We start from the raw sequence: 25,929 nt of genomic DNA on the forward strand, positions 1-25,929 counted from the left end.
CACCCGATGATGAAGAGAACCGCGTTGTTTCGAAAACTGGCCTGGTTGGTTTTGAGCCTGAGTTGGTGGAATCCCGCCGGGGCCGAAGACTATTTTCTGGATGCCGAGCACGGAGATGACACGGCGGCGGGCACCGCGGCCGAGGCCGCTTGGCAAAGCCTAGCCCGAGCCAGCGCCCACACTTACGGACCGGGCGATCGATTGCTGTTGCGGTCCGGCCAGACTTGGCGCGGTGCCCTGCTCCTGCAGGGCTCTGGCACCGCGACGGATCCGGTGGTGGTGACCTCCTTCGGCGACGGGGCTCGGCCGCGACTCGAGGGAGACGGCGCGACCAACCACAACCTCGCCAGCGATGTGGTGATCAGTTGCGCCGTCCGGCTCTACAACCTCGATCACTGGGAGCTGCGCGGTCTCGAAATCACCAACTACAATTCCGCCGAAGAGGACGGCATGACTTTGGCGGAATGGGAGCAGCACGGCATCGAGGCCTTTGCACAGGTCGTGAATCCACCGCGCATCGAGCACAAACGCATCCGCAAAGTGGGGGTGCTGGTGCAGGCCAAAGGAGCCGCGCCGGGCGGAGCGCGTCGCGGGTTCACCTTTGCGGATCTCGAAATTCACGGCATCAACGGCGACCTGTCGTCGAAGCATAACGGCGGGATCTTCGTGGAGGTTTTTGACGATGGCAGTGGCACACCGCTGCGGATCGATGACGTTCGTTTTGAGAACAATCTGATTCGCGATGTGGACCGCACCGGCATCTCCAACATGTCCGCCTTCTGGCGTCGCGACGCCGAGTCGGTGGAGGATTGGACGCCCAATCGCGGCTGGGTTTTTCGTGGCAACACCTTTCGTCGCACCGGCGCGAACGCCCTCATCGTGCGGGTGGCGGAGAACCCCGTGATGGAGCACAACCTCTTCGACCGTTGTGCGATCAAGGGGTCCGGCAACGCGGCCTTCAATTTCAACACCGATGGCGCCGTTTGGCAGTTCAACGAGTTTCGTTACACCAAAGCGAATCAAGGCGACGAGGATGCCGGCGGCGTCGACAGTGACTTCCGCTCGCGCTTCACCGTCATCCGCGAGAACTACTCCCACCACAACGACTACGGGATGCTGGTGACCGGCGGACCGGGCCGGTTCAACGTCGGCACCGAGGTCTACCGCAACCTGTTCTATCATGACGGTCAGCGACCGCGTGGCGGGGGGGAAGGGCGGTTTGTGATCCGGGTTTCCGGTTCCGCCAGCGCGACGCTTGTGCGCGACAACACCATCGTGGTCGATCCGGCCCATCCCGACACCCGCGTGATCTTCCACAAACGCTGGCAGACCTGGGCCGACGACACGACCTATCGCGATAATCTGATCTTCAACGCCGAGCGCGACACCACCGTCCACTTCGGCGAAAGCTCCAACAACCGGCTCGAAGGCAATCACTTCCTGGCGCAGTATCCGGATGAGTGATACGCGACAAAGAAGTGATGGAATAGGACGTGTCACGGGCGGCCTCTTTTGACTCCTACCGCGCGCATTCCAGCCTCTTTTCCCAGCGGCGGTTCGCCGCCTGACCCCACCCCACCAAGTTCCCCAACCCCACCCGCAATGATTGATGAGCTGCACGGCGAGGCCGAGCCATCCGACCGACTCCGCGATGCCGCGCGACGCCTCGATTCTGCGGACTCAGCAACGCCCGCGGCGGTTTCCGTCCCCGTGCGTCTGCGGAAAGAATTCAAAATGAATACCTTCAAAAAAGTCTGCCGCGCGCTGCCTGTCGCCGCGCTTGCTCTCCTGGGCCCCGCGCGGGGCTTCGGCCAAACCACCACCGTCGGGCCCGACTCCGAACCGGAGGACGAGGTCGTGATTCTGTCGCCGTTCACGATCGATGCCGCCGAGGACGATGGCTGGGTCGCGGGCAGCACCTTGGTGGGCTCACGCACCCGGGAATCGTTGCGGAATGTGCCGATCAGCGTCGATGCCATCACCTCCGATTTCATGGAGGACATGGGCATCCAAACGTTGGAAGATGCCGGAGCGTTTATCGCCGGTTTGGATACCGTGCCCGACGACGAGCGCGACAACGATGACGGTGGCACGGCCTTTCGGGGCCTGAGTCAGGGCGGCCGCGAAAACGCCGCCGCCTCGCGCAACTTCTTCCTGTGGTATCCGCGCACCGACAGCTACAACGTGGGCCGCATCGATTTTAACAAGGGCTCCAATTCCCTCATGTATGGCGACGCGTCGCCGGGCGGCATCGCGACGGTCTACACCAAGCAGGCCCGTTTCCGCAATTTCGGCTCCGTCACGGGGCAATACGGGAGCTACGACAGCTACCGCATGATGCTGGACATCAACCGCCAGTTGAATGACCGGATCGCCCTGCGCCTGAACGCAGTGCAGCGCAACAATCGCAGTTACATCGATTTCGCCGAGGACTACCTCGAAGGCGTCGATCTCGCCGGCACGGTGAACATCTTCGACAACCTCACCTTGCGCTTCGAAGCGGAGGATCTGAGTTACGAGCGCACCCGGGCCAACAGCCGCGTGGAGGCCAACCAGCGCGCCGCGGATGGACGGGGTTTCTCGTCCACAACGAGCAATTACTTCACCTCCGACGGCGAGTATGTGGATTCGCGGGATCGACTCGTTTACTCGTCCGATGGGATGGGCGGCTTTGGCACGCCCTACACGCTCTCGGCCGACGACCGCCGACGCGGTGCGACCGGCGACGACTTGTCGTGGGCCGTGGGTATGACCCCGGAGATCCTGACTTACGATGGCGATCCCTTCATCACGCTGCCCACGATTCCGCGCGGCGTGAACACGACCGGCGTGCGCGATTTCATCGCCCGCGATATCAACAATTACACGCTGTGGCTGGAGTCGCGGCTCGGCGATCTCAACGTCGAATTCGCGGTCAATCGGCAGGAGCAGTATCAGCTGCGCAATGACAACCGCTTCGGTTACGCGGTGAGCGCGGACAACACCGGGCGGCTGTATCTCGACAGCGATCTCGATCGCAAAACCTACGGCAACAACGTCGACACCGTGCGCCTCACAGCGACCTACCCGTTGGAGTTCGGTCGCAACTTCAAGCAATACCTCGTCGCCAACGTCACTTATCTGGACGACGAAGCGTTTTCGTTCCGGGAGCGTCTCGTGAACAAGGCCAAAGCCTACGATTCCGCCACCGGCGAATACGACGTGCTGCATGACCTTGAGGGACGCGACCGCATCCGGGTGCGTGGTTACTTCGATGCCTCCGATCCGGTCGCCGCATTGAGCAACGCCGACCAATGGACCAGCCTTACCCCGGAAGCGTTGCCGGTGGTGCCGGGCATCTTCGAACCGATGTGGGTGCACTACACGACCTCCAACAAGCCGTTTACCGACAAACGCTATTCCAAGTCCGGTTCGTTCTCCGCGTCCGGCAGCTACTTCGGCGGCAAGCTGCGGTCGTTGGTCGGCGTGCGTTACGATCAGTTCAAGTTGAAGCGCTACCAGTTGCCCGAGGGCACGGCTCAGGAGTTGGTCGATGAATACGGTGAACTCGCGTGGTGGGGTCAGGATGTCTACGTCGGCAGTCCCGATCAGGCGCCCGAATATTACGCCTACGTGCCCGAGCTCGACCAATCGGCGACCACCGGCAACGCGGGCTTGGTGTATCAGCTCAACCGCAACCTCAATGTCTACGGCAACTATTCCTCCTCCTTCCGTTGGCAGGGGACCGAGGATTTCCTCGGGCGCAATCTCGGACCGCAGGACGGTGTCACCCGCGAGATCGGCCTGAAGGGCGAGCTGTTCGAAAACCGGCTGGGTTTCAGCATGGCCGCGTTTGAAGTCGATCGCGACAATGTCGCCTACACGTTCTCCACCAGCAACAGTGCCGAGGAGCTGGAGTTGCTCTTCAACGATGTCGCGATCGATATCCAAAACGGCTCGCTGATTTACACGCCGGCCACCCCGGGCAGTGCTGGCTTCGTGGAAATTCCGCGCGGACTCAACAACGAGCACCGGCAGATCACCGCCTCCGAAACGTCGAAGGGACTCGAGCTCACGCTGCAATTAAAACGCATCCACGGCCTGCAGGCCCGGCTGGCACTCTCCCATATCGATGTCACCAGTGATCGCGACGTGCGCGACTACGCGGAGCAGGTCGTTTTGGCCGAGGCGCGCCTGGCCGAGAGACAGGCGATCATCGATCAATACTGGCCCTCCGACCCCAACTACGCGCCCGGCACGCTGCCGGAAATGGAAGCGGACCTGCGTGACTATCTCGAGGATGCCCGGAATGTGGTGGCGAGTAACTCCACCGGTGAGCTCGTGACGGGATCCCGCTCGCGGCCCTATATGGCGAGTTGGATTCTGGACTACCAGATGAGCGACGGCTTCATCCTGCCGGGCCTGCGGATCATCCTTTCCGGCCGCTACGCCGACAACTACCTCATGTCGACCAACGACGGCGTCAATTGGTATGGCGGCTCGACCCATCCGGTGGACCTGTCGTTTCACTACCGCACAAAGCTCTTCAATCGACGGCTCGATTTGCGGCTGAAGATCGACGACCTCCATGATTTCGAAAACACCGACTTCAAGGAATTCAGTGGCTTCGTCGACCAGTATTCCGGCGAGCAGCGTCTGCGTTGGGCCAACATCCGCCCGACCAGCTGGACCTTCAGCGCCACCTATCACTTCTGATTGAACCCATGCCTATGACCGACGTCCGGGACGGGTTTGCGCAGCAACGTTGCAAACCGTGCCCGGTCGCCGGACAGTGCGGTCCATGGCGGAGCGACGCATGACGATTCGAGACTTGGCTAAACTGGCCGGCGTATCGCGCATGACCGTGTCGCGGGCTTTGAACAACGCCGCCGAGGTGGCGCCGGAAACCCGCGAACGCATCCAGTCCCTCGCCCGCGAACACCGTTACACTGGTAATCCCATGATCACCGCGCTCATGGCCGATGTGCGCCGGCGCAAGGTGCGGTCGGATCGCACGATCATCGCGGTGGTGCCGCCTGTGTTTCAGACCACCAAATGGGGCACCAATCACATCGCCAATCGCCTCTATCGCATCGGCGTCGAGCGCCGCGCCGCCGCGCTGGGGTTTAAGGTCGAGGACTTCATGCCGAGCGCCTACGAGGGTTCCTATCGGCGGGTGTCGCAGGTCCTTTATCAACGCGGCATCCAGGCCGTGCTCGTCCCCAGCATCGATGTGCGCGACCCGCCGGAGCAGTTCGAATACGCGCTTGATTGGGACAAATTTGCCGTCGCGGGCATCGGCTTTTCGCTGCACGAACCGAAGCGTCTGGATCGGGCGGTTGTGGCGCATTTTCAATCCGCGCGTCTGGCTTTGCACGAGATCCGCGAGCGCGGTTATCGGCGGATCGGTTTTGGTATCCTGCAACGCATCAACGAGCGCATGGAGGGTCGTTGGAAAGCGGCGTTCCTGCTCGATCAGCTGGAACACGACGAACTCGGCCAGATGCGTTTATTCGAGTTCGACCGCATGCAGGGGCAGAAGGCGCGGCTGCGCCGTTGGCTGCGCGAGCACCTCCCGGAAGTGATCCTGGGCGAACGTTACTTCCTGCAATTGTTGCTCGAATGCGGCGTTAAGATTCCCGGTGACGTAGCCTTTGTGTTGCTGGATTGGTTGCCGGACGATCTGGGCGGAGACCGTTTTGCCGGGATCGACCAACGTTTCGAATCGGTGGGCGAAGCGACCGTGGACCTCATTGCCGGCCGACTGAATCGCAACGAACGGGGTCTGCCGGAGGATCCGCACGTGAAGAAAATCGAGGGCCGCTGGCTGGACGGACATTCGTTGCCGCGCCTCAACTGAGCCTGAGGCTGAGAAAGGGCGGACCGAGGTCCGTGGTCTCCAACTTATTTTCCGGTCGGCGCTGTCGCGGTCGCGTTCGCGCCTTTGCGCAGGGAGCCAGGGCTTACGCCGCGCATGGATTTGAAAGCGCGGCTGAAGGCGGCTTCGCTTTGGTAGCCGAGGCGGTCGGCGATCTCCGCCACCGTGGCCTGGCCTTCGCGCAGCCACGACTCCGCCAACCCCATGCGCCAGCGGCGCACGTAGTGCATGGGCGTTTCGCCCACCTTTTCCTGAAAGGCCGCCGCAAACGCCGAGCGCGACATGGCGGCGGTGTCGGCCAGCGATTGCAGGTTCCAGTCGCGCACGGGGTCGCGATGCACCATCGCGATGGCGCGGCCGATCTGCGGGTCGCGCAACGCACCGAGCCAGCCTTGCTGCGCACTTGGATCATGATCGATCCAGGCGCGGATGGCTTGGATGACGAGGATGTCGGAAAAACGCGTGATGATCGTGTCGCCGCCGGGCCGCAGGTTTTCGGCTTCGGCCGTGATGAAGCGCAACGAGTCGTGGATCCAGGCGTTGCCCGGCACACTGGCGCGCAGGTTCATGAGTTTGGGCAACATGCCGATGACCTGCTGTGCCACCGGATGGGAAAACGTCACCGCGCCGCAGATGAGGTTCGTGACCGCGCCGCCGCCGCCGGTGATGATGCGTTCGTAGCGGTCGCCCAGCTCCTCGCGCGGCAGATCGAAGAGGTCGACGCTGGGCGCTCCGATGGCGTGCGTGAGTTGGTGTCCTTCGCCGTGCGGCAACAGTGCGATGTCGCCCGCGCTGAGATGGCAGGGGTCGGCATCGGGCACGGTGACCCACGCTTCACCCTGCGACACGACGTGAAACATGAGGCAGTGCGGCATGGCCGGCAAATCCACGCCCCACGGGGCGGTGAGTTCCGACCGGCAATAAAAGGTGCCGCTCATGTGCAGGCTGTGCAGGGCCTCGCCCAGCGGGTCCACCGTTTGGCGGATCGTTTTCAGCGCAGCGTCGCGGTCCATGAGTTGGCAACCGTGGGCACGATGCCGGGCAAGTCCACCCGGTTTGGACGAAAGAGCAGGTTTCGTGGACCAAGTGGAATATCGGGCAGCGGCCGTCGCCCCTATGCTGGTGGCGTTATGCAAAACCAATCCCACTCCTCCACCTCCTCCGCTCCCATCCTCGTTCTCGGCAGTTCCGGCAAAACCGGCCGTCGCGTCGCCGAACGCCTCCACGCCGCCGGCCGTTTGGTCCGCGAGGGCTCCCGCGCCGCCGCCGTGCCGTTTGACTGGAATGACTCGAGCAACTGGGCCGATGTGCTCGCCGGCGTCGAAGCGGTTTACATCGCCTACGCGCCCGATCTCGCCGCGCCGGGAGCCGACACCGCCATGCGTGAACTCGTGCGCCTCGCGTCCGCCGCCCACGTGCAACGGCTCGTCCTGCTCTCCGGTCGCGGAGAGCCCGAGGCTCAGCTCTGCGAGCAGATCGTGCGCGACAGTGGCATCGCCTGGACCATCGTGCGCTGCAGCTGGTTCGCCCAGAACTTCACCGAGAGCTTCCTCGCCGACAGTGTGGCGCAGGGGCTCGTGGCGCTGCCGGCGGGCGAGATCGGTGAACCCTTCGTGGACGCCGACGACATTGCCGACGTCGCGACCGCGGCGCTGCTGGATTCGCGTCACACGGGTCAGCTCTACGAACTCACCGGACCGCGCCTGCTGACCTTTGCCGAAGCGGTAGCCGAGTTTGGCGCGGCGACCGGCCGTGAGCTGACGTATCAACAAATCCCGCACGCCGACTTCATTGCGGGCATGGAGGACGCCGGGGTGCCCGCCGACTACGTGCACCTGCTCGACTACCTCTTCGGCACCGTGCTCGACGGTCGCAATGCCTGGGTGGCCGACGGCGTGGAGCGGGCGCTTGGTCGACCGGCGCGCGACTTCGCGGAGTTCGCCCGCCGCGCGGCCGGTGCCGTCGCCGCAACGTCCTAAACCGGAACCCGAAACGACGCATTCCCATGAGCCCGCTCCAATTCGCTCTCCTGATCTTCGCCACCCTCGCCAGCGCGGCGCTGGCCGGACTGTTCTTTGTTTTCTCCAACTTCACCATGCAGGCGCTGGGGCAATTGACGCCGACTGCCGGCATGGCGGCGATGCAACGCATCAACGTGGTCATCATCAACCCGTGGTTCATCGGCCTGTTTTTGGGCACGGGCGTGGTGAGCGTGGTGCTGGCCGTGCTCGGCTGGGGTGATTGGCAGAGTCCGGCGACGCTGTGGATGCTGCTCGGCGCCGTGCTGTATATGCTCGGTTGTCTGGTCGTCACTGGCACCTGCAACGTGCCGCTCAACGACGCGCTGGCGTCACTCGAACCCGGCGGGCCCACCGCCGCCGGGGCATGGACCGACTACCGGCGGCGGTGGCTGCCGTGGAACCACGTGCGCATGATCGCCTGTCTGGGCGCGGCAGGTTCGTTTCTTACGGCGTTGCTGGTGCGGGGAACGTGAAGGTGCGCGTGCCGGGCTCGCAGACATGCGTGGCGCCGTCGGGCAGGGTGACAGTGGCGGTCGAGTTGGGCGGCACGGTGACGGTAAGCGTCACGGTGTCGCCGACGCGGCGCCATCCGCTGGCGGCGAGGCCGTAGGGTGTTTCGAGCGTGGCTTCGGCGTGGTCGAGTTGCGGCACGACGAGCGGTCGCACGAGGATGTGTTTATATCCTGGATACGCCGGATCGGGGGCGAGGCCGGCGATACGCTCATACATCCACTGGCCGACCGCGCCGTAGGCGTAGTGGTTGAAGGAGTTCATCGAGACGTCCCCAAAACCGTCGGCGTGCGTGTAGCTGTTCCACCGTTCCCACATGGTCGTGGCGCCCTGGTTGATGGGGTAGAACCACGAGGGGTAGCTCTCTTGGAACAGCAGGGCGGCGGCGAGATCGGCGTGGCCGGTGCGATCGAGCGCAAAGGTCAGGACCGGCGTGCCGAGGAAGCCGGTGCGCAGGTGGGTGTCGGCGACGTCGCGCACGAGGCGCGCGAGGTGTTCACCGGCGGCGGGGATGAGCTTGGCGGGCAGCAGATCAAACGCGATGGCGAGGGCGTAGGCGGTTTGCGACTCGGGCACGTTTTGCAGGCGACCCTCGGCATCGAAGTAGGCGCGAGTGAAGGCGGCGCGGATGGCGGCGGCTTCGGCGGCGTAGGTCGCGGCCAGTTCGTCGCGGCCGAGCACGCGGGCGGCTTGGGCGAGCAGTTGGGTGCTGCGGGCGTAGTAGGCCACGCCGAGGAGCGGGCGAGGGGTGTCGCCGCGGCGGTCGCCCATGCCATCTTCGGGCGTGATTTGGGCGGCGGCGTGCGGTTGCAGCCAATCGCCAAAACCTTCGATCGTCGGCAAGAGGCCATCGACGGACTGGCTGCGATACCAGCCGACGAGTTTTTCCATCATGGCGAAATTTTCGGCCAGGATCGTCGCGTCACCGGTGCGCACATACACCTCCCAGGGGATGACCGCGGCGGCGTCCATCCAACCCGGGCTGCGGGCGCGCCACTTGATGTTGGCGCTGGGGATGATGGAGGGGATGACGCCGTCGGCGTCCTGCTCGAGGCGCATGGACGCGAGCCAGCTGCGCCAGAACGCATGGCCGTCGGTGAGGAACATGGCGGTGGGGCAGAAGACCTGGGCATCGCCGGTCCAACCGGCGCGTTCGTCGCGTTGCGGGCAGTCGGTCGGGATGTCGAGGGAGTTGCCGCGCCAGCCCCAGACAATGTTGCTCTGCAGCTGATTCAGTTTGGCGTGCGAGGAGGTGAAGGTGCCGGTGGGCGTGAGGTCGGAGTGGAGCACCACGCCGGTGACCCAGTCGGGTTGGGGCGCGGCGTCGGGGGCGAGACCGGAGAGTTCAACGTAGCGAAAACCGTGGAAGGTGAAGTGCGGCTCCCACGTGATGGTGCCGTCGGTCGCCGCGGTGTAGGTGTCGGTCGATTTGGCGGCGCGGTAGTTGGCGTTGTAGAGCGTGCCGTCGGCTTGGAGCATCTCGCCGAACTTCACCGTGATCGTCTGGTCGCGTTGCACAGGCATCTGGAGGCGCGCCCAGCCAACCATGTTTTGACCGAGGTCGAAGATGAAGCGACCGGGCACGGGTTCGGAGATGGCTTGGGTGGCGAGGGTTTCGGTGGCGCGAACCGGCGCGAAGGGTTTGGGCTGCAGGACCGCGTAGCTGAGGTCGGGATCGACGTCCACGGGAGCCCAGTCCGACACGTGCTGGCGCGCGTCGAAGTGTTCGCCATCGTAGATGCTGGAGGAGCGAATGGGACCGTTGAAGGAGCCCTCCCAATTTTTGTCGGAGACGATGGTGCGGGTGGAGCCGCCGGCGAGGGTCAGCTCGAGTTGGAGGAGGAGTTGGGGATGTCGGCCGTAGGGTCCTGGCTTCTCCGCTTCGAACGGATAGCGGCCGGCGAACCAACCGGTGCCGAGGGCGGCATGCAGGGTGTTGTCGCCGGGGCGGAGCTGGTCGGTGACATCGTAGGTCAGCGTGTCGATGCGGTTTTCGTAGGGCGTGAGGCCCGGCACAAAGTGGTCATCGCCGACGCGCGTGCCGTTGAGTTGCAACGCGAACGCACCGCGGGCGGTGACGTGCAGGCGGGCACGAGTGACGGACTGATCGAGAGAGAAGGTTCGACGCAGCTCGCCGACGGGCTCGGCGTCCGGATCGTGCGCTTGGCTGGGACGAATCCACGCGGCCGACCAATCGGCGGTGGTGAGCAGCCCGAGCTCGAAGCGGGCGGGGTCGCTCCAACCGAGTTCGTCGCCCTGTTCGTCGCGGACATTCACCCGCCAGGTGGCGCGGTCGCCGGCCGCGAAAGGGTCAGGCGGGCCGGGCACACGCACGGACTGAGCGGACTCGATCCAGCCGCTATCCCAGCTACGATCGGCGGCGGTGATTTCGAGGCGGTAGGCGGTCTGGCGCGAGGTGCCGGTCGGCAATTTCCAGGAGAAGACGGGCTGGGCGTCGGGAAAGCTGATCGGATCGACGAAGCCGTCGCCGACGGTGAGGGAGTGGGCGGGCGCGGCGAAGCCGAGCGGGGCGGCCAGCATGAAGAGCAGGAGGAGCAGGTGGGGTTTCATTTCGGGGGCGTAGTGGGCACACCACTACGCAAAGTCCTACCCTCCGCCGCCGGCCCATCGCAATCCGCGAAGGCCGAGCGTCGCCCCAAAGTGGCCAGTGGCGTCAGGACGAAGGGGCGACGCTCGTTTCGGCGGGGCCGTTGTAGGAGGGGCGCAGGCCGCCGAGGTCGATCACGAGTTTGTCGACCACCACGCCGGGTTCGACGCCGATGAGGTGCAGGGTGTGCCAGCCGGGGGAGAGCGGCTCGGCGAGTTTCACGGTCGTCTCGGTGGCGTTGGTCACGACGCGTTCGCGCCAAGCTTGGGCGCGGGTGTTGAAACCGTCGGTGACGGCGCCGGGTTGGGCGGGTCCGTCGTTGACCGCGAGGGCGAAGCGCAGCGCCTCGGCATCCGCTTCGATGGGGAAGGTGGGCAACAGGCGCACGTGCACGGTGGCGGGGCCGCCGGTGGTCACGTGGAAACGATACGACAACAACGGTGCGTGGGCGGGTTCGATGGTGGCGGTGGACGGCAGGATCGTCACGGCATTGCCGGTGCGACCGAGCCCGGGCACGACGCGCCACCCGGCGCCGGCGCTGAGATCGCGTTGGCTGGTAAAGTGACCGGCGTGGATCGAGATGACGCCGTCTTGTTCAAAGAAGTCGCCGGGGCGGGCGTCGGCCGGGATGACGGGTGGCGTGCGATGCGGCGCCGGGGGCGGCAGGTGCACCTGTTCCTGGGCGACGGAGTCGAGGGGCGGGATGTCGGGATCGGGTTGGAAGCGCGGGCGCCACTCCTCCATGTCCATGCCGTTGAATTGCACGATGTGGCGCCATTTGCCGTCTGCGACCTCCTCGTTGTAGTGACGCGTCAGCTCGCGCCAGCGTTGGTCGCCGGCCTCGGATTCCGCCCAGAGCTCGTCTGCCGCGTCGTCGATCCCGCTGGCTTTGGCGAGGCGGGCAAGTTCGGCGCGGAAGTAGCGCTCGTTCATGGCGGCGGCGATGCCGACCTGGTAAGTCACGCGTTGGAAGAAGGCGTCCTGCGCGGCGGCGGGCAGGGTGGCGGCGACGGCTTCGGTGTCGGCAACGAGCGCGGCGTAGGCGTCGAGGCGTTCGTGCATCTCGGCCGCGGTGTAGGTGGTCGGCTGATACGAGCGGGTGGGGAACTGCCATTGCAGGTGCTCGGGTTTGCGGGCGGCGGCGAGCACCTGGTGACGCGTCCAGAGGTCGGCGATGGCCGCGGCGTGCTCGGCCCCGAAGTCGCGGGCGGCGACGCGCTGCAGGTAGGTCGCGGCGTGATCGGGCGTGGTGCGGTCGGCGTGCCAGGCGAGATCGAGGAAGTATTCGGCGGAGAGCTCCTGACCCTTGAAGTCGCCGACGTTGCCAATCCAGAGCGTGCGGGCGCCTTGCTCGTAAGCGCGGGTCATTTCGGACCAGATGAGCGCGGTGGGGATGGTGTCGACCCACAGCCAGGAGAAGGGCGCGCCGAGGTAGGACAGGTGGTAATACACGCCGAGGCCACCGGCGCGGGCGCGCTCGGCCGGCGTGGCGTAGCGGCGCACGTAACCGAAGTTGTCGTCGGGCCAGACGATGGTGACGTCGTCGGGCACGCGCAGGCCGGCGTTGTAGTCGGGCAGGACCTCCTTGTAGGGCACGAAGATCTGGGCGATGCGGGTGGGGTCACCGTCGCCGAGGTGGCGGGCGAGCAGGTCGCGTTGGTCGGCGAAGATGCGTTCCCAGACGGCAAGGCGTTCCTCCTGCGTGTCGGCGCCCATCATGCCGCTGTCGTGGATGCCGCGCATGCCGAGGGTGAAGATGCTCTCGCCGGAAGTGCGGGCGGCGACGCGTTCCTCCCAGTAGGCGAGCACGCCCTCGCGGTTGGTGACGTAGTTGTAGAGATGGTGGTCCTGCGTCCACTCGCCGACATTGTTGCGGAGCATGGGTTCGGCGTGGGAGGAGCCGACGACGATGGCGTAGCGGTCGGCCGTGGCGGCGTTGCCCGGCATGAGGTGGAAGGGCGTGGTGCCCGGGTGCATGGCTGGCCAGATGCTGTTGCCGCGCAGACGGAGGAGGAGCTCGAAGATGCGGGCGTAGGTTTTGGGGCCGATGTTGCCGGCTTCGGGTTCGAAGGTTTGCGCGGCCCACGGGCGCAGGCCCCAGCCCTCGTCGTTGAGGAAGACGCCGCGGTATTTCACGGCGGGCTGATCGACCGGCTCGGTGCCGAGGGAGAGGTGCAGGGAGTCGCGCGGCGTCACGGGGACGTCGGCCCACCAGGCCCAGGGCGAAACGCCGATGCGACGGGAGAGTTCGTAGAGGCCAAAGGCGAGGGCACGACGGTCGGCGCCGGCGACGGTGAGCTCGGTGGCGGAGGCGGAAAGTTGGAACGCCTCCCAACGGTCGGCGAGGTCGGGCGCGAGGGTGATGACGATGCGCGGCGCGGCCGGATCGGTAGGTGGTGTATCCGAAATTGAAGGACGTTGGCCGGTGACGCGTTCGACATCGGCGGCGAAATCGGCGGCGGCGAGGTGCACGACCTCGGCGGCGTCGGCCGGCACGATGAGCGGGGCGACGTGGTCGGCGGTGACGAGCGGGAAGCCGGTCGAGTTGGTGAGGTCAACAGCGGCTTGGGTGCTGGAGCAGAGGAGACCGCCGGTAAGGAGGACAAGGAAGGGGCGCAGGCGCATGGGGCGAAGGGGACGCGGATTAATCGACGGTCACGTTGACGGAGCGCGTGATTTCGAAACGGGGGGCGGAGTCGTCGACGGTTTGGAGATCCGTGAAGGTCACGTTTTCCACGCGGTCGAGTTTGATGGAGGCATCGGCGGGCAGGGTGATGCCGTCGAAGGTCACGTTTTGCGTGCGGTGACCGTCGGCTTCGAAGCCGTTGAGGTGAATGACAGGTTTGTTGGTGGGAGCGGAGCTCAGGTCGATGTTCTCGAAGCGGAAGTTGCGGAAGAGCGGAACGGTGGGTGCAGCGGCACCGTCGTTGTTGTAGTTGAGCACGGTGTTGACGGTGATCTGCTGGAGGTCGCAGTTGCGGACGGTCACGTTTTCGACGAAGCCGCCGCGGTCCTTGGTGCCCTTGATTTGGAGGCCGTGCAGGAGTGGACCGGCGATGCAGTCCTCGACGAGCACGTTGCGCACACCGCCGGACATCTCGCTGCCGATGGAGATGCCGTGGCCGCGACTGAAGGTGCAGTCGAAGATGCGCACGTTTTCGGTGGGGCGGTTGACGACGTTGCCCTCGGGGTTCTTGCCGGACTTGATCGCGATGCAGTCGTCGCCGGTGTCGAAGGTGCTGTTGAAGATGTAGGAGTTGACGGAGGAATCGGGATCAATGCCGTCGCCGTTGTGCACATCGCTGCGGATGGTGAGGCCGTGGAGGCTGACGTTTTCCGAGTAGATGTAGTGGAGCGTCCAGCACGACGATTCCTCGAGGGTGATGCCGCTGACCTCGATGTTGGCGGCGTTCATGAAGAGGACGAGGCGGCCGCGGGCGCGCAGGCCATCGCGGCGGTTTTCGTAGGAATCGACAATGGCGTGGTAGAGCGGGCGGCCGGCGCCGGCGATGGTGCCTGCGCCGCGGATGGAGACATTGCGGATGTTGGCGGGGCCGTCGCGGTCGAGCGTGCCGGCGTTGATGAGGGAGGCGTGAGTCTCGAGCTCCCAGCCCTCGAAACGATTGCGATTGAAGGGCAGGTAATCCTGCGGGTCGGCGGAGCCTTTGAGCACGGCGCCTTGGGCGAGGTCGAGGGTCATGTTGCTCTTCAGGTAGAGCGCACCGCTAAGAAAGGTGCCGGCGGGGACGTGCACAATGCCGCCGGGCGGGCAGGCGTCGATGGCGGCTTGAAGGGCGGTGGTGTTGAGGGTGGTGCCGTCACCGATGGCGCCGTGTTTGGTGACGTCGACGATGGGTTCGCGCGGTTTGGTGGTGAGACTAACGACGGATGACGTGGTCGCCTCGTCGCCCGTCGCAAGCGCGCGAACCTGGAACCGGTAATGGCTGGCCGCGGTGAGCGTGGTGTCGGTGAAGTGGGCCTTGCTGGTGGTGGCGATCACCTCGCCGTCGCGTAGCACCTCGAACTCCTGGTCGGGCGCAGAGCTGGCGGACGCGGGTTTATTCCAGATCAGTGTAACGCGGTCGGAGTGCAGCGTCTGAGGCGCGACCATGAGGTCGAGCGACGATGCGGCGACGACGGTCGTTGCCGCCCACAGCGGGAGCAGGGCGAATTTGAGCAAGCGCATGGGGACCGGCTCAGATTGGGTCGTTGGTCACGCCGTTGAAAGGAATCTCGGTCGGCGCGTTTCCGTCGGCATCGGTGAGGGTGAAGGTGGTCGAGGCCCGGATGTCGGCGGAAGAGGCGCCCACCATGACGGTGAAGCCGCCCGGTTCGACCACCCATTGGCGGTCGGCGTTGTAGAGCTGCAGGTGTTCGCGGGTAAGGGTGAAGGTGACGGTGCGGGACTCGCCCGGCGCGAAGTGCAGGCGTTGGAAGCCGGCGAGGCGGCGTTCGTAGGTGGTGAGGCTGCTGTAGTTGTCACGCAGATACAACTGCACCACTTCGTCGCCGGCGCGGTCGCCGGTGTTGGTGACGGTCACGCTGACGGTGACGTCGCCGTCGATGGTGCCGGTGGTCGGCGTGGCGGAGAGATCGGAGTAAGCAAAGGTGGTGTAGCTGAGCCCGTGACCAAAGGCAAAGAGCGGGCCTTCGACCTGGCCGTAATCTTTATCCTGAGCGCCGGGTTTTGTGGGGAAGTTGTAGGGGATCTGTCCGACGGACTGCGGCACGGTGACGGGCAGACGGCCGGCGGGGTTGTAGTGGCCTAACAGCACGTCGGTGAGGGCGTGGCCGCCGTCCTGACCGGGGAACCACATCTCGACGATGGCGGGGATGTGACGCACAGCAAACTGGGTGCTGAGGGGGCGACCGTTGGAGAGGACGAGCACGACGGGTTTGCCGGTGGCCTGCAGAGCCATGAGCAGCTCCTGCTGGTAGCCGGGCAGGTTGAGGCTGATGCGACTGAGCGACTCGCGGCACTGGGCATCGGTTTCGCCGAGGCAAGCGATGATGACGTCGGCCTCGCGGGCGGCGGCGACGGCGGCATCGATGCCGGCCTGCACGTCGGCGGAGGCCGGTTCCTTGTAGACGTCGCTCTCCGGCCAGTTGGCGTCGGCGGCGTCCACGCCCTTGACGTAATCGAGCTGGGTGGTGGTGCCGGCGAAGGCCTCGCGAAGGGCCTCGAGCGGTGTGACGAAGGGCGTGCGTTGGGCGCCGTAGCGGCTCCACCAGGCGCGTTTGTCGTCGGCCATCGGGCCGGTGACGAGGACGCGGTCGTAGGTGCCTTCGAGAGGGAGAAGGTTGCCCTCGTTTTTGAGGAGAATGATGGATTCGCGACCGGCTTGGGCGGCGACGTCGAGGTGGTCGGCGGAGCGGACAACGTCGTCGGTGTGCGCGGGGTCGGTCACGTAGGGCGCGTCGAAGAGACCGAGGCGGAACTTCACGCGGAGGATGTCGGCCACACGGGCATCAATCACGTCCATGCCGAGTTCGCCATCGTGCACGAGTTGGCGCAGCGGTTCGGCGTAGTCTTCGGGTTGAGTGAAGTTGGTGCGGATGTTGAGGCCGGCTTCGACGGAGAGGCGGATGGCCTCGGCGGGGGTGGGCGCGACGCGGTGTTTTTGGTGGATGAATTCCACGGCGGCGCTGTCGGAGACGACGTAGCCCTCAAACCCCCATTCGTCGCGCAGGATCTCGGTGAGAAAGAGGTGACTGCTTTGGACGGGCACGCCGTCGTAGTCGTTGTAGGAGGCCATTACGCCGAGGGCGCCGCCTTGGGTGATGGCTTTGCGGAAGGGGGCCAGATACATGGTCTGCACTTCGTTCCAGGTGGCGTGGGGGTCGGTGCGGGCGTGACCGTCTCGACCGCCCTTGGGGATGCCGTAGATGGCGTAGTGCTTGAGGGTGGAGGCGACGCCCTGCTCCTGAATGCCGAGCACCTGTTGCAGACCGAGTTCGCCGATGAGGAAGGGGTCTTCGCCGTAGCTCTCGATGATGCGGCCCCAGCGCGGATCGCGGGCGACGTCCAAGACCGGTGAATACACGTTGGTGTAGCCGAGGGCGCGGGCTTCCGTGCCGGTGACGCGGCCGATCTCGCGCGCGAGAGTCGGGTTCCAGGTGGAGGCGACGCCGAGCTCCGCGGGGAAACTGGTGGCGCCGGAATGCATGAGGCCGCGGATGCCCTCGTTGGTGAAATCGACTGGGATGCCGAGGCGGGTCTCCTCGATGAACCAGCGTTGCACGGTGTTGAGGGCGCGGGTGTGGCGGGACCACGGGAGATCGTTGTCCGGGTCGGGGAGGTTTTGAGTCCAGCCTTCGTTGCCGTTGATGTGCTCGTCGATGTTGCCGATGCCGTCCTTCCACAGGCGGTCCTTCCAGGCGGGCGTCGGGAGCTCGTCCTTCAGCACGCGGGAGAAGCCGTAGAGGGTGGTCATCTGCGCGGTCTTTTCGTCGAGCGTCATGCGTGCGAGCAGGTCGGCGATGCGGGCGTCTTCGGCGAACGTCGGATCCTCGTAGGGGTCGCGCTGGCCGTTTTTGTTAAAATCGATCCAGCCCTCGTAGTAGATGGGCGCGGGGGACGTTTCGATGGCAAAAATGTCGGCGGGCGGAGGCGCGGCCAAGGCGAGCGCCGGAGACAGGCAGCACGCGGCCAGCGCCAGACGGCGGGCAAGGGGTTGGGGATGCATTGAGTTCCATGAAGGCAGAGGCTGGCGCAGAAAACCGACTCCGAGAGCAGGCGGACTGTCTGAGTGACACCGGTGGTGGTGGGGTGCTCAGTGGTGGTGGGGGCGGTGAGATCGCCGATTGTATTGGGCGAGTGCGGGGCTAGGGTTCTCGGCCTCGCCGTATGAAACGACTGCTTCCTTGTCTCGCGACAGCCGCACTCCTGTGCTCCTCCGTTATGGCTGCCTCAACCTATCACGTGGTGCTCGATGAGACCGTAAACGGTCGTTTTGTCGTCGAACCGGCCCTGCCGGTCGACGGGCAGGTGGCGGAGGGCACGGTGTTGACGGTGCGGACTACGCCGGCGGAGGGCTACGTGCTGGACGCGGGGTATTATTCGGTGCCGGGGCGCTGGGGGGCGATGTATCACGAATCAATGACCGCCGAGTTCGAGGTGGTGGTGGATCAGAACAAGCACATCGGGGCGTCGTTCGTTCCCGCGGCGGCAGTCGCGCACGTGGAGGTGTTGCATGACGTCGTTTATGCGCAGCCGGGCGTGAAGCCGCTGAAATACGACGTGTTTACGCCGAAGGGCGCGCGGGATTTGCCGATCATTGTTATCATCCATGGCGGAGGTTGGACGACCAACGATGAGAACATCATGCGGGGGCTCGCGCGGGAGTTGACGAAGGGCGGGCAGTTTGTGGCGGTGAGTATCGACTACCGGTGGGCGGGACTGGCCGATGGCGACGCTGAGGCCAACTCCATGGTGGACCTCATTGAGGACTGCTACGGGGCGATCGCCCACATCATGGAGCACGCGGCCGATTACGGCGGTGATGCCTCGCGAATCGGGGTGACCGGCGACAGCGCGGGTGGCCATTTGTCGGCTTCGATGGCGACCATGATCGAACGCGTGGGCGACGGTGGCTTTGGCGAGACGGAGGGCGTGTTTGAGTTTATGCCCAGCTATCTGCCGGCGGGGAAGTCGGTCGACGTGGTGCGCGACGAGATGCTGACCGCGATCCGCGCGGCGGCGCCGAGTTACGGGGTGTTTGGGGGACCGTTCCTAAATCTCTACCTAGATGACCCGCGCATCGATGACGCGTGGAAGCAGGCAATCATGCCCCTGCACGCGGTGCCGGCGGCGACGGTGCGGGCCGTGCCGCACTACGTGAATCGCGGCACGAAGGACGGCCTCATTTCCGACGCGATGTGCACCGAGTATGTGGACGCGTTGGTGGCGCAGGGACAGCGCGTGCAGTATGTCCAGGTGGGAGGCGCGGGGCATGCCTTCTTCGACTGGAAACCCGATGCCGAGACTCGTGCGACGTTTGCCGAATATGGCGTCTATTACGCCGCCGAAATGAAGGCGTTCTTTGCCTCGGTCCTCAGTGGAGAGGATTGATTCACGAATATAAGATTGACCCCTTATGTTAGGGTTGCACGGCCCGCAGGATGGCTTCGGTCATGACGTCGGCGGCGAGCGCGCCGATTTGTGATACGTCGGCGGGACCGGTCCAGCCTCCCGTTGCGAGAGAGAAGACCGTGTCACCGTCGATCATGCTGTGGGCTGGGTAAGTGGTGCGGGCCAGTCCGTCCTGCGCCATCTGGGCCATTTTAGTCGCCTGCGCTTTGGTGAGTTGAGCGTTGGTGGCGACGACGCCGATGGTGGTGTTCTCGACTGGCAGAGGGTCGGCAGTTTGGTCGCCGGATCGAAGGATCTGACGCATGTCGGCGAACCCTTCACCAGAGGCGTCGCGGGCCCCGGCGATGATTTGGCCGGTGGCGGGATCGACGATATCGCCCGCGGCGTTTACCACCACGGCGGCGGCGACGATGAGTCCGTTGGGCAGGGTGATACTGGCGGTGCCAAAGCCGCCGCGCATGGCACGATCGGCGCCGAGCAGCTTGCCGATGGTGGCGCCCGCGCCAGCGCCGACGGCGCCTTCGGCTGGGGTTGCGCTAGAGGCAGACTGGGCGGCGAGGTAGCCCGCGTTGGCATCCGGCCGCATACGTTGTCCCTCGGGTTCGAGTTGCAGGTCGAAAATCACGGCGCCAGCGACGATCGGCACTACCTTGCCACGTCCGACCTCGAAGCCGATTTTTTCATCCTCCAAGTAGCGCATCACGCCATCGACGGAGGCGAGGCCGTAGGCGCTGCCACCGGTGAGCACGATGGCGTGGACCTGATCGACCAGGTTGATGGGGTCGAGGGTGTTGGTCCCGGAGGTGCCGGGCGCGCCGCCGCGAACATCGACACCGCCGACGGCCCCGGCGCGAGCGAGGATCACGGTGCAGCCGGTGGCACGGGCGGAAAGGGTGTGGTGACCGACTTCGATGCCGGGGATGGCGGTGATACCAGTAGCGGGTGTCGCAGTTTGAGCCACAAGCAGAGGGGCAATCAGGAGGTTAATGCCGAACAGCCAACGGGACACGTGGAGGAGGGGGGCGTTCATTTTGGGGGGATGAGAGCAAGGACTTCCAAGTTAACCGCACCGTGGTTGGGTGGCGAGGCAAGGGAAATGGGAATGTTGCTCTCCATTGTGAGCAGGTGGCAGGCCGAACCGACGGTGACTCGGGGTCAGCCAAAGCAGGCTTTGGAATGACCTCTTCGATGAGTAGTGCCTGAGTATAGGTGTGACCCTTTATGGGGAGGCTCTGGACAGCTCACGGACCAAGCGGATGGCGACGGTGGTGATCACCATGGTCGCAAGAAGAACGAGAGTGAGCCCGGTAATGAGCGCGTCGGGACCGTTGGAGGCAGGCGCTGTCGCGGAGGGTAGGTCGAGCAAGGGAACTAGGAGCGGTGGCTCGGGGGAAAGCTGGAAGAAATGCCACACGATGCGGGAGTTTTAGCATGCGGCGGCCAGCGTGTCTTTTACGGGTTCTGCGCGCTTTTGTAACTCAGTTGAAATGGAAACCGTTCGGGGGGCGAACGGTGTTATATGCAATCGAATCGCGCAGCTGAGCGGAGGCGTGGAGCGGAGAATGGTGCCGTTTTCAGGGCCGAATTCAGAGCCTCACCATCGTTAGGGAAACGAAGTGTGAAAAAAGTTCGTCCAGAAATTTGCAGAAAATTGCACGACGTGTGCACGAGGTGAGGGGATGTGATTCAAGAATATAAGATTGACCCCTTAGGATCGGGCAAAACTTTCAAAAGTGTAATGATGTGGGAGTTGACGCGGGGTTCGGCGTGAGCATGGTTCACGACGTTCCGCCTAGCGGAACTATTGGGGTAACCAAGAAAGCAAATGGCCGGTCGCTTAGGGGTAGGCGACCGGCCAACTTCTTTTCCAGACCTCGCGAGGTGCGGAAATCAGTGTAATCCCGTCAGGTCGGAATCGATCTGCAGCTCACCATCTCCTGCCGCCACCCGCGCGGAGAATCCTGAACCGGTTTTCATACTGGCGGTGGTTTTCACGCGGATGACTTTCCCGGGGATTTGGTTGTCGATGAGGGTCATCTGTCCGGGATGATTGAATACGCAGCCGATGAAGTTGATCGAGGTGGGGCCGTAGTCGGGCAGGGCGTCATTGGAGATAAACCGCACCGGGTTGTCGTTCAGGCTGCAGTTCACCACCGAGAGGCTGTCGATCGGGGTCTTCACTTCGATGAAGGCCGTGCCGGCATCGATCATGGCGCGGCAGTTTTCGAAGACCAACTGCTCCTGCAGCGGAATGGTCGCGCCGGGATAGTAGGAGCGGCTGTAGTGATCGTTGTCGAAACGCACCGCAAAGAGCGGCCGCGACTTGTGCAGCACGATGTTGCGAAAGGTCACTCGGCGCACGCCGGCGGTGTAGGTCACCTCGTCCTGCACCACGACCCAAGGAATGCCGTCGAGCGTGACGGTGCCGCTTTCATGCTCCGGCTGAGTGACGGATTGGTAGACGGTGCCGTCGGGTTTGGCCGACACACGGTAGAGGCGGCCGTTGGAGACCACGGTGTCGGATTGCTGCACTTCCATGCCTTTGCGCCAGTCGATCCACGCACCGGCGAGGATGCGGCAGAAGTGGCCGACGTTGCCGGAGACCTCCTGCAAGTCGTGACAATTCTCCACCAGGCCGTCTTCGATCCAACCGAGCTCCGGGTTGCTGGTGGCATAGTCGTGCGCGTTGAGCGCGATGGCATCATCGGTCGTGTCGAACACCCCGTCGCGGATGATGAAGCGTTTGCCGCGACCGAGATGCACGCCGTCCTTTTGGCCGCGAATGATGACATCTTCGACGAGCAAGTCCTCGAAGGTGCAGACATGTATGGCAAACTGGATACGTCCGAGATCGGCGCAGCGAAACCCACTGATGCGCAGGTCGCGCACGTAGAAAAATCCAAGATGACCGCGCAGGCCGAAGACCGTCCAGTTGCGGTTGTCGACGCCGTTGACGATGAGTTGCAGACCTTCGATCGCGATGTGTTCGTCCCAGGTTTTGGTGAGTGCACCTTTGTTGAGCAGCACATGCATGAACGGTCCGGCCTCTTCGACCTTTTGCAAAAACACGCCGTTGCCGCAGCGCAGGGTGGTGTGGCTACCGATGAATACCGTGCCGGCGATCTTGTAGGTGCCGGGCTGGCTGATCACGACCGTGCCGCCGCCGTCGAGCGCCTGTTGCAGCGCGACTTGGTTGGCCAACCCCGATGCCGCGGGCGAGAAGCCAAACGACTGCGCATCCACAAAACCCGGTGACGCCTCTACCGCCGTGGCGACGGGCTGGGCTTGAGCGCCCAAATGCAGGAGGCTCGAAGCAATGAACAGGGCGGCAAGCTGCAGCATGCGGCGGTGTGAACGAACGGAGGAGTCCCCCGGTCGGGGTAGAAAGCCAAACATGAGAGAGGGGCATAGCTGGCGATGCTTCGCGGCGCAAAGGAAAGGCACGTGGCGCGCGGTATTTGGGCTCCGAGTTGGGTCATTGCTTAGCCACGGATTTCACGAATCGACCCGGATAAACAGACCCCGATGCTAGAGTGTAGCTGCGCTTGAGCCGGAGGTGAAAGCGTGGCGCGGAGGCGTCCCATCCCGCGACCACGTTGTCGCTACGCTTCAACGCGGCTACCGAGCAGAGGCATATCCGGGTGGGGCGGCGCAATCCGTGGCCGGCTTGTCCTATTTCACTTCGTCGGCCGCGGGTTTGGCTAACGGGGCAGCGGGGCGACGGGTTGCTCCGGCGAGTGGGCTTTGTCAGGTCATGGTTTCAACCCTCTGTCGGCAGTCGCCCCGCGGTTTTTCCGGTTTGGTGCGCTGCCTATTCCCCGTAACCCCCATAATTCGGAGAAGCCCTTTATGCCCTCATTGTCTCGTTTGGTTTTCACGCGCGCGGTCGCGTTGCTGCTCGTTTGTCTTGGTTTGGCGGTCGAAACCGCGGCCGAGCCGACGCAGGTGCAGTATCTCTCAGGCACGGGTTCGGACGACACGGTGGAGTGGGAGTTCCGGGTCAACGGCGGGCGGCGCAGCGGTGAGTGGGCCACCATTCCGGTGCCGTCGAATTGGGAGATGCAGGGTTTCGGCACCTATCACTATTGGCGCGACTGGGGCTCGGATGCGGCGGAGGACAGTTTGGGCGAATACCGGCACACGTTCGCCGTGCCGGCCGACTGGGCGGGGCGCGCCGTGCGCCTCGTGTTTGGCGGCGTGATGACCGACACCCGCGTGCGGGTGAACGGCCACGAGGTCGGCCCGGTGCACCAGGGCGGGTTTTATGAGTTCGGCTACGACATCACGGCGTGGCTGGAGTTTGGCGCGGACAATACGCTGGAAGTGGACGTGCAAAAGTTCTCGGCCAACGAGTCGGTCAACGTGGCCGAGCGCGAGGCGGACTTCTGGTTGTTCGGCGGCATCTTTCGGCCGGTGTGGCTGGAGGCCCGTCCGGCGGAACACATCGCGCACGTCGCGATCGCGGCGGAAGCGGACGGACGTTTTCGCGCCGAGCTCGAGCTGGCTTCGGCCGCACACACGGCCGATGCGGTCGCGGTGACCTTGTTCGATCGCGCCACACAGGCCGAGGTCGCGCAATGGGAGCAGGTCATCCAACCGGGCGCGACAAACGTCTCCGTTGCGGGGGCGGCTGAAGCGATCACGGCGTGGACGGCCGAAGCCCCGCATCTCTACACGGCGCGCGTGGCGTTGCGGCGCGGCGCGGAGACGCTGCACACGGTGGAGGAGACGTTTGGGTTTCGCACCATCGAGGTGCGGCCGAAGGACGGACTCTACGTCAATGGCAGCCGGGTGGTGTTGAAAGGCGTCAACCGTCACACCGCTTGGCCGACGAGTGGCCGCACCACCAACGCGACGCTCAGCCGCGAGGACATCCGCTTGATGAAGGAGATGAACATGAATGCGGTGCGCATGAGCCATTACCCGCCGGATTCCCACTTCCTTGCCGCAGCCGACGAAATGGGACTCTACGTCATCGACGAGCTGACCGGTTGGCAGCGCGCTTACGATGAAGAGGTCGGCGCGAAGCTGGTGCGTGAGCTGGTGCGACGGGACGTCAACCATCCCTCTATCATCCTCTGGGCCAACGGCAATGAAGGCGGTTGGAACCGTGCCTTGGACGACGACTTTGCCGACTACGATCCGCAGGCGCGCGTGGTGATTCACCCGTGGCTCAATTCCAACGGCATCAACACGGCGCACTACGAGGCATACGACACCGGCACCAATTTCTTCTTCCACGGCGACGACATCATCATGCCGACGGAATTCCTGCATGCGCTCTACGATGGCGGCGGTGCGGCGGGGTTGGACGATTGGTGGACGCGCATCTGGAATCATCCGCTGGCGGGTGGTGGTTTCCTCTGGGTCTTTGCCGATGAAGGTATCGTGCGCGACGATCAGGACGGGCGCATCGATGTCGCGGGCAACCGCGCGCCGGATGGATTGGTGGGACCCTACCGGGAAAAGGAGGGGAGCTTTTATGCGGTGAAGGAAATCTGGTCCCCGGTGTATCTGCCGCTGGCGGAGCGCGACCGCTTGCCCGTCAGTTTCGACGGACGGCTGATGGTGGAGAACCGTTACGATCACACCGACCTCGCCGCGGTGCAGTTCGATTGGAAACTGCGGGCGTTGGACGGCGGGCGGGAGCTGCGTGACGTGGCGACAGGGGAGGCACCGCGCCTGGCGTTGGCGCCACGCTTGCGGGGCTGGCTCGATCTGGGGCTGCCCGACGATTGGGCCGATGCCGAGGTGCTGGAGCTCGCCGCGACGGGACCGGACGGCCGCGAGATTTACCGTTGGAACTGGATGCTGCGGGAGCCGGCGGAACTCGTCGCGGACTGGGTCGACGTTGAGTCGAGTGATGCCGGAGCGAGCGTGACCTTAAGCGAGGGCGACGGGCAATGGATCGCGCAGACCGGCGACGTTCGCTTCGTCTTTGATGCCGCGAACGGTCGACTGATCGAGGCCTACAAAGGCGGACAACGTCACCCGTGGAGCAACGGTCCGATCGCGATCGGGGCCGAGGCGCGAGCGAAGGACGTGACCGGGACCGTGTCCGATGGCCGAGCCGTGATCCGAGCCGATTACGAAGGCGGGATGCGGTTTGTGGAGTGGACCTTGGAGGCGAATGGTTGGCTGCGCCTCGACTATCAGGTCACGCCCCGCAGTGGTCAGCCGACGCAGCGTTTCGTCGATTACATCGGCGTGAGCTTCGACTTCGCCGAAGACGGCGTCACGGGTGTGGACTACCTCGGCAAGGGGCCTTACCGCGTGTGGAAAAACCGCCGCAAAGGGGTCGAATACGGCGTCTGGCAGAAGGACTACAACGACACCGCGACGGGCGCGAGTTGGGTGTATCCTGAGTTCAAGGGCTTCCACGAAGACCTGTATTGGGCGACGCTGCACAGCGAGCGCGGCGGGCTGACGATGGTCTCGGCGACGACGGATCTATACCTCGGTCTGTTCACGCCGGCCGAGGGACCGGATCCGCGCACCTCACACGTGGAGTTCCCGGACGGCGACCTCTCGTTTTTGCACGGCATCACCCCGATCGGCACCAAGTTCCAAACTGCCGCGGCGCACGGCCCGCAAGGCGCGCCGAACCTCGTGCACAACTACGCCGACGGTTATCGGGGCACGCTGTATTTCCGGTTGGAGTAGACGCAGGGGGCGCGTCGGGTGAGTGTAGGGCCGCACCTTGTGTGCGGCCGCGGCGGAACCACGGAGCGGCATCGGCGGCTCGACACAAGGTCGAGCCCTACAGTGAGAGCATGCTGGGAATGAGATGGTGCGTGGCCCGGATTTTACACGGTGAGGTGTTCGCGTGCAGTTGGGCCTT

General features: G+C 64.5%; 14 protein-coding genes. 7 read left to right on the forward strand and 7 right to left on the reverse strand.

Annotation, left to right across the window (positions count from 1 at the left end; translation table 11 throughout):
• Positions 1–6 precede the first annotated feature (6 nt).
• The 3 genes from K1X11_RS18065 to K1X11_RS18075 all read left to right on the forward strand — a co-directional run bounded on the left by K1X11_RS18065 (position 7) and on the right by K1X11_RS18075 (position 5,839).
• Positions 7–1,464: a right-handed parallel beta-helix repeat-containing protein gene (locus K1X11_RS18065; protein WP_221030560.1), complete on the forward strand. Its 1,458-nt coding sequence runs from the start codon at positions 7–9 to the stop codon at positions 1,462–1,464.
• Between the two features lie 270 nt (positions 1,465–1,734).
• A complete protein-coding gene (locus K1X11_RS18070) occupies positions 1,735–4,695 on the forward strand; it encodes a TonB-dependent siderophore receptor (protein WP_221030561.1) in 2,961 nt (986 codons plus the stop codon).
• A gap of 85 nt (positions 4,696–4,780) precedes the next feature.
• A complete protein-coding gene (locus K1X11_RS18075; RefSeq protein WP_324726020.1) occupies positions 4,781–5,839 on the forward strand; it encodes a LacI family DNA-binding transcriptional regulator in 1,059 nt (352 codons plus the stop codon).
• 44 nt (positions 5,840–5,883) lie between these two features.
• Here K1X11_RS18075 and K1X11_RS18080 read toward each other — a convergent pair whose 3' ends face one another.
• The gene (locus K1X11_RS18080; RefSeq protein ID WP_221030563.1) at positions 5,884–6,870 is read right to left on the reverse strand and encodes an AraC family transcriptional regulator; all 987 of its coding nucleotides are present in this window, start codon (positions 6,868–6,870) and stop codon (positions 5,884–5,886) included.
• Positions 6,871–6,987: 117 nt separating this feature from the next.
• On the opposite strand from K1X11_RS18080, the gene K1X11_RS18085 reads away from it, so the two are divergent.
• The gene (locus K1X11_RS18085; RefSeq protein ID WP_221030564.1) at positions 6,988–7,836 is read left to right on the forward strand and encodes an NAD(P)H-binding protein; all 849 of its coding nucleotides are present in this window, start codon (positions 6,988–6,990) and stop codon (positions 7,834–7,836) included.
• 26 nt (positions 7,837–7,862) lie between these two features.
• Complete coding sequence (locus K1X11_RS18090) at positions 7,863–8,351, forward strand: anthrone oxygenase family protein (protein WP_221030565.1); 489 nt, start codon at positions 7,863–7,865, stop codon at positions 8,349–8,351.
• Here the strand turns inward: K1X11_RS18090 and K1X11_RS18095 are convergent.
• The 4 genes from K1X11_RS18095 to K1X11_RS18110 form a co-directional block, all read right to left on the reverse strand.
• The gene (locus K1X11_RS18095; RefSeq protein ID WP_221030566.1) at positions 8,323–10,959 is read right to left on the reverse strand and encodes a family 78 glycoside hydrolase catalytic domain; all 2,637 of its coding nucleotides are present in this window, start codon (positions 10,957–10,959) and stop codon (positions 8,323–8,325) included. The genes K1X11_RS18090 and K1X11_RS18095 overlap by 29 nt on opposite strands.
• Before the next feature lie 103 nt (positions 10,960–11,062).
• The gene (locus K1X11_RS18100) at positions 11,063–13,621 is read right to left on the reverse strand and encodes a glycosyl hydrolase 115 family protein (RefSeq protein WP_221030567.1); all 2,559 of its coding nucleotides are present in this window, start codon (positions 13,619–13,621) and stop codon (positions 11,063–11,065) included.
• A gap of 19 nt (positions 13,622–13,640) precedes the next feature.
• Positions 13,641–15,182 (reverse strand): glycoside hydrolase family 28 protein, encoded by a 1,542-nt coding sequence (locus tag K1X11_RS18105; protein ID WP_221030568.1) that lies wholly within the window; start codon positions 15,180–15,182, stop codon positions 13,641–13,643.
• Positions 15,183–15,192: 10 nt separating this feature from the next.
• Positions 15,193–17,682, reverse strand: a complete 2,490-nt coding sequence (locus tag K1X11_RS18110; protein ID WP_221030569.1) for a glycoside hydrolase family 3 N-terminal domain-containing protein — start codon at positions 17,680–17,682, stop codon at positions 15,193–15,195.
• A gap of 215 nt (positions 17,683–17,897) precedes the next feature.
• On the opposite strand from K1X11_RS18110, the gene K1X11_RS18115 reads away from it, so the two are divergent.
• Positions 17,898–19,067, forward strand: coding sequence for an alpha/beta hydrolase (locus K1X11_RS18115; RefSeq protein ID WP_221030570.1), 1,170 nt, complete (start codon positions 17,898–17,900; stop codon positions 19,065–19,067).
• Positions 19,068–19,095: 28 nt separating this feature from the next.
• Here the strand turns inward: K1X11_RS18115 and K1X11_RS18120 are convergent, their stop codons facing one another.
• A complete protein-coding gene (locus K1X11_RS18120) occupies positions 19,096–20,118 on the reverse strand; it encodes a P1 family peptidase (protein WP_221030571.1) in 1,023 nt (340 codons plus the stop codon).
• Between the two features lie 860 nt (positions 20,119–20,978).
• Positions 20,979–22,430 (reverse strand): glycoside hydrolase family protein, encoded by a 1,452-nt coding sequence (locus K1X11_RS18125; protein WP_221030572.1) that lies wholly within the window; start codon positions 22,428–22,430, stop codon positions 20,979–20,981.
• A 507-nt stretch (positions 22,431–22,937) separates the two neighbouring features.
• On the opposite strand from K1X11_RS18125, the gene K1X11_RS18130 reads away from it, so the two are divergent.
• A complete protein-coding gene (locus K1X11_RS18130) occupies positions 22,938–25,751 on the forward strand; it encodes a glycoside hydrolase family 2 TIM barrel-domain containing protein (RefSeq protein ID WP_221030573.1) in 2,814 nt (937 codons plus the stop codon).
• The last annotated feature ends 178 nt before the right edge of the window (positions 25,752–25,929 follow it).

The sequence above is a fragment of the Actomonas aquatica genome, from assembly GCF_019679435.2.
Taxonomy (GTDB): domain Bacteria; phylum Verrucomicrobiota; class Verrucomicrobiia; order Opitutales; family Opitutaceae; genus Actomonas; species Actomonas aquatica.

Coding starts and splice junctions, on each gene's coding strand:
- K1X11_RS18070 (WP_221030561.1), top strand. CDS start 1,735: ATGAATACCTTCAAAAAAGTCTGCCGCGCGCTGCCTGTCGCCGCGCTT.
- K1X11_RS18065 (WP_221030560.1), top strand. CDS start 7: ATGATGAAGAGAACCGCGTTGTTTCGAAAACTGGCCTGGTTGGTTTTG.
- K1X11_RS18100 (WP_221030567.1), bottom strand. CDS start 13,621: ATGCGCCTGCGCCCCTTCCTTGTCCTCCTTACCGGCGGTCTCCTCTGC.
- K1X11_RS18110 (WP_221030569.1), bottom strand. CDS start 17,682: ATGCATCCCCAACCCCTTGCCCGCCGTCTGGCGCTGGCCGCGTGCTGC.
- K1X11_RS18090 (WP_221030565.1), top strand. CDS start 7,863: ATGAGCCCGCTCCAATTCGCTCTCCTGATCTTCGCCACCCTCGCCAGC.
- K1X11_RS18095 (WP_221030566.1), bottom strand. CDS start 10,959: ATGAAACCCCACCTGCTCCTCCTGCTCTTCATGCTGGCCGCCCCGCTC.
- K1X11_RS18080 (WP_221030563.1), bottom strand. CDS start 6,870: ATGGACCGCGACGCTGCGCTGAAAACGATCCGCCAAACGGTGGACCCG.
- K1X11_RS18130 (WP_221030573.1), top strand. CDS start 22,938: ATGCCCTCATTGTCTCGTTTGGTTTTCACGCGCGCGGTCGCGTTGCTG.
- K1X11_RS18075 (WP_324726020.1), top strand. CDS start 4,781: ATGGCGGAGCGACGCATGACGATTCGAGACTTGGCTAAACTGGCCGGC.
- K1X11_RS18105 (WP_221030568.1), bottom strand. CDS start 15,182: ATGCGCTTGCTCAAATTCGCCCTGCTCCCGCTGTGGGCGGCAACGACC.
- K1X11_RS18115 (WP_221030570.1), top strand. CDS start 17,898: ATGGCTGCCTCAACCTATCACGTGGTGCTCGATGAGACCGTAAACGGT.
- K1X11_RS18125 (WP_221030572.1), bottom strand. CDS start 22,430: ATGCTGCAGCTTGCCGCCCTGTTCATTGCTTCGAGCCTCCTGCATTTG.
- K1X11_RS18120 (WP_221030571.1), bottom strand. CDS start 20,118: ATGAACGCCCCCCTCCTCCACGTGTCCCGTTGGCTGTTCGGCATTAAC.
- K1X11_RS18085 (WP_221030564.1), top strand. CDS start 6,988: ATGCAAAACCAATCCCACTCCTCCACCTCCTCCGCTCCCATCCTCGTT.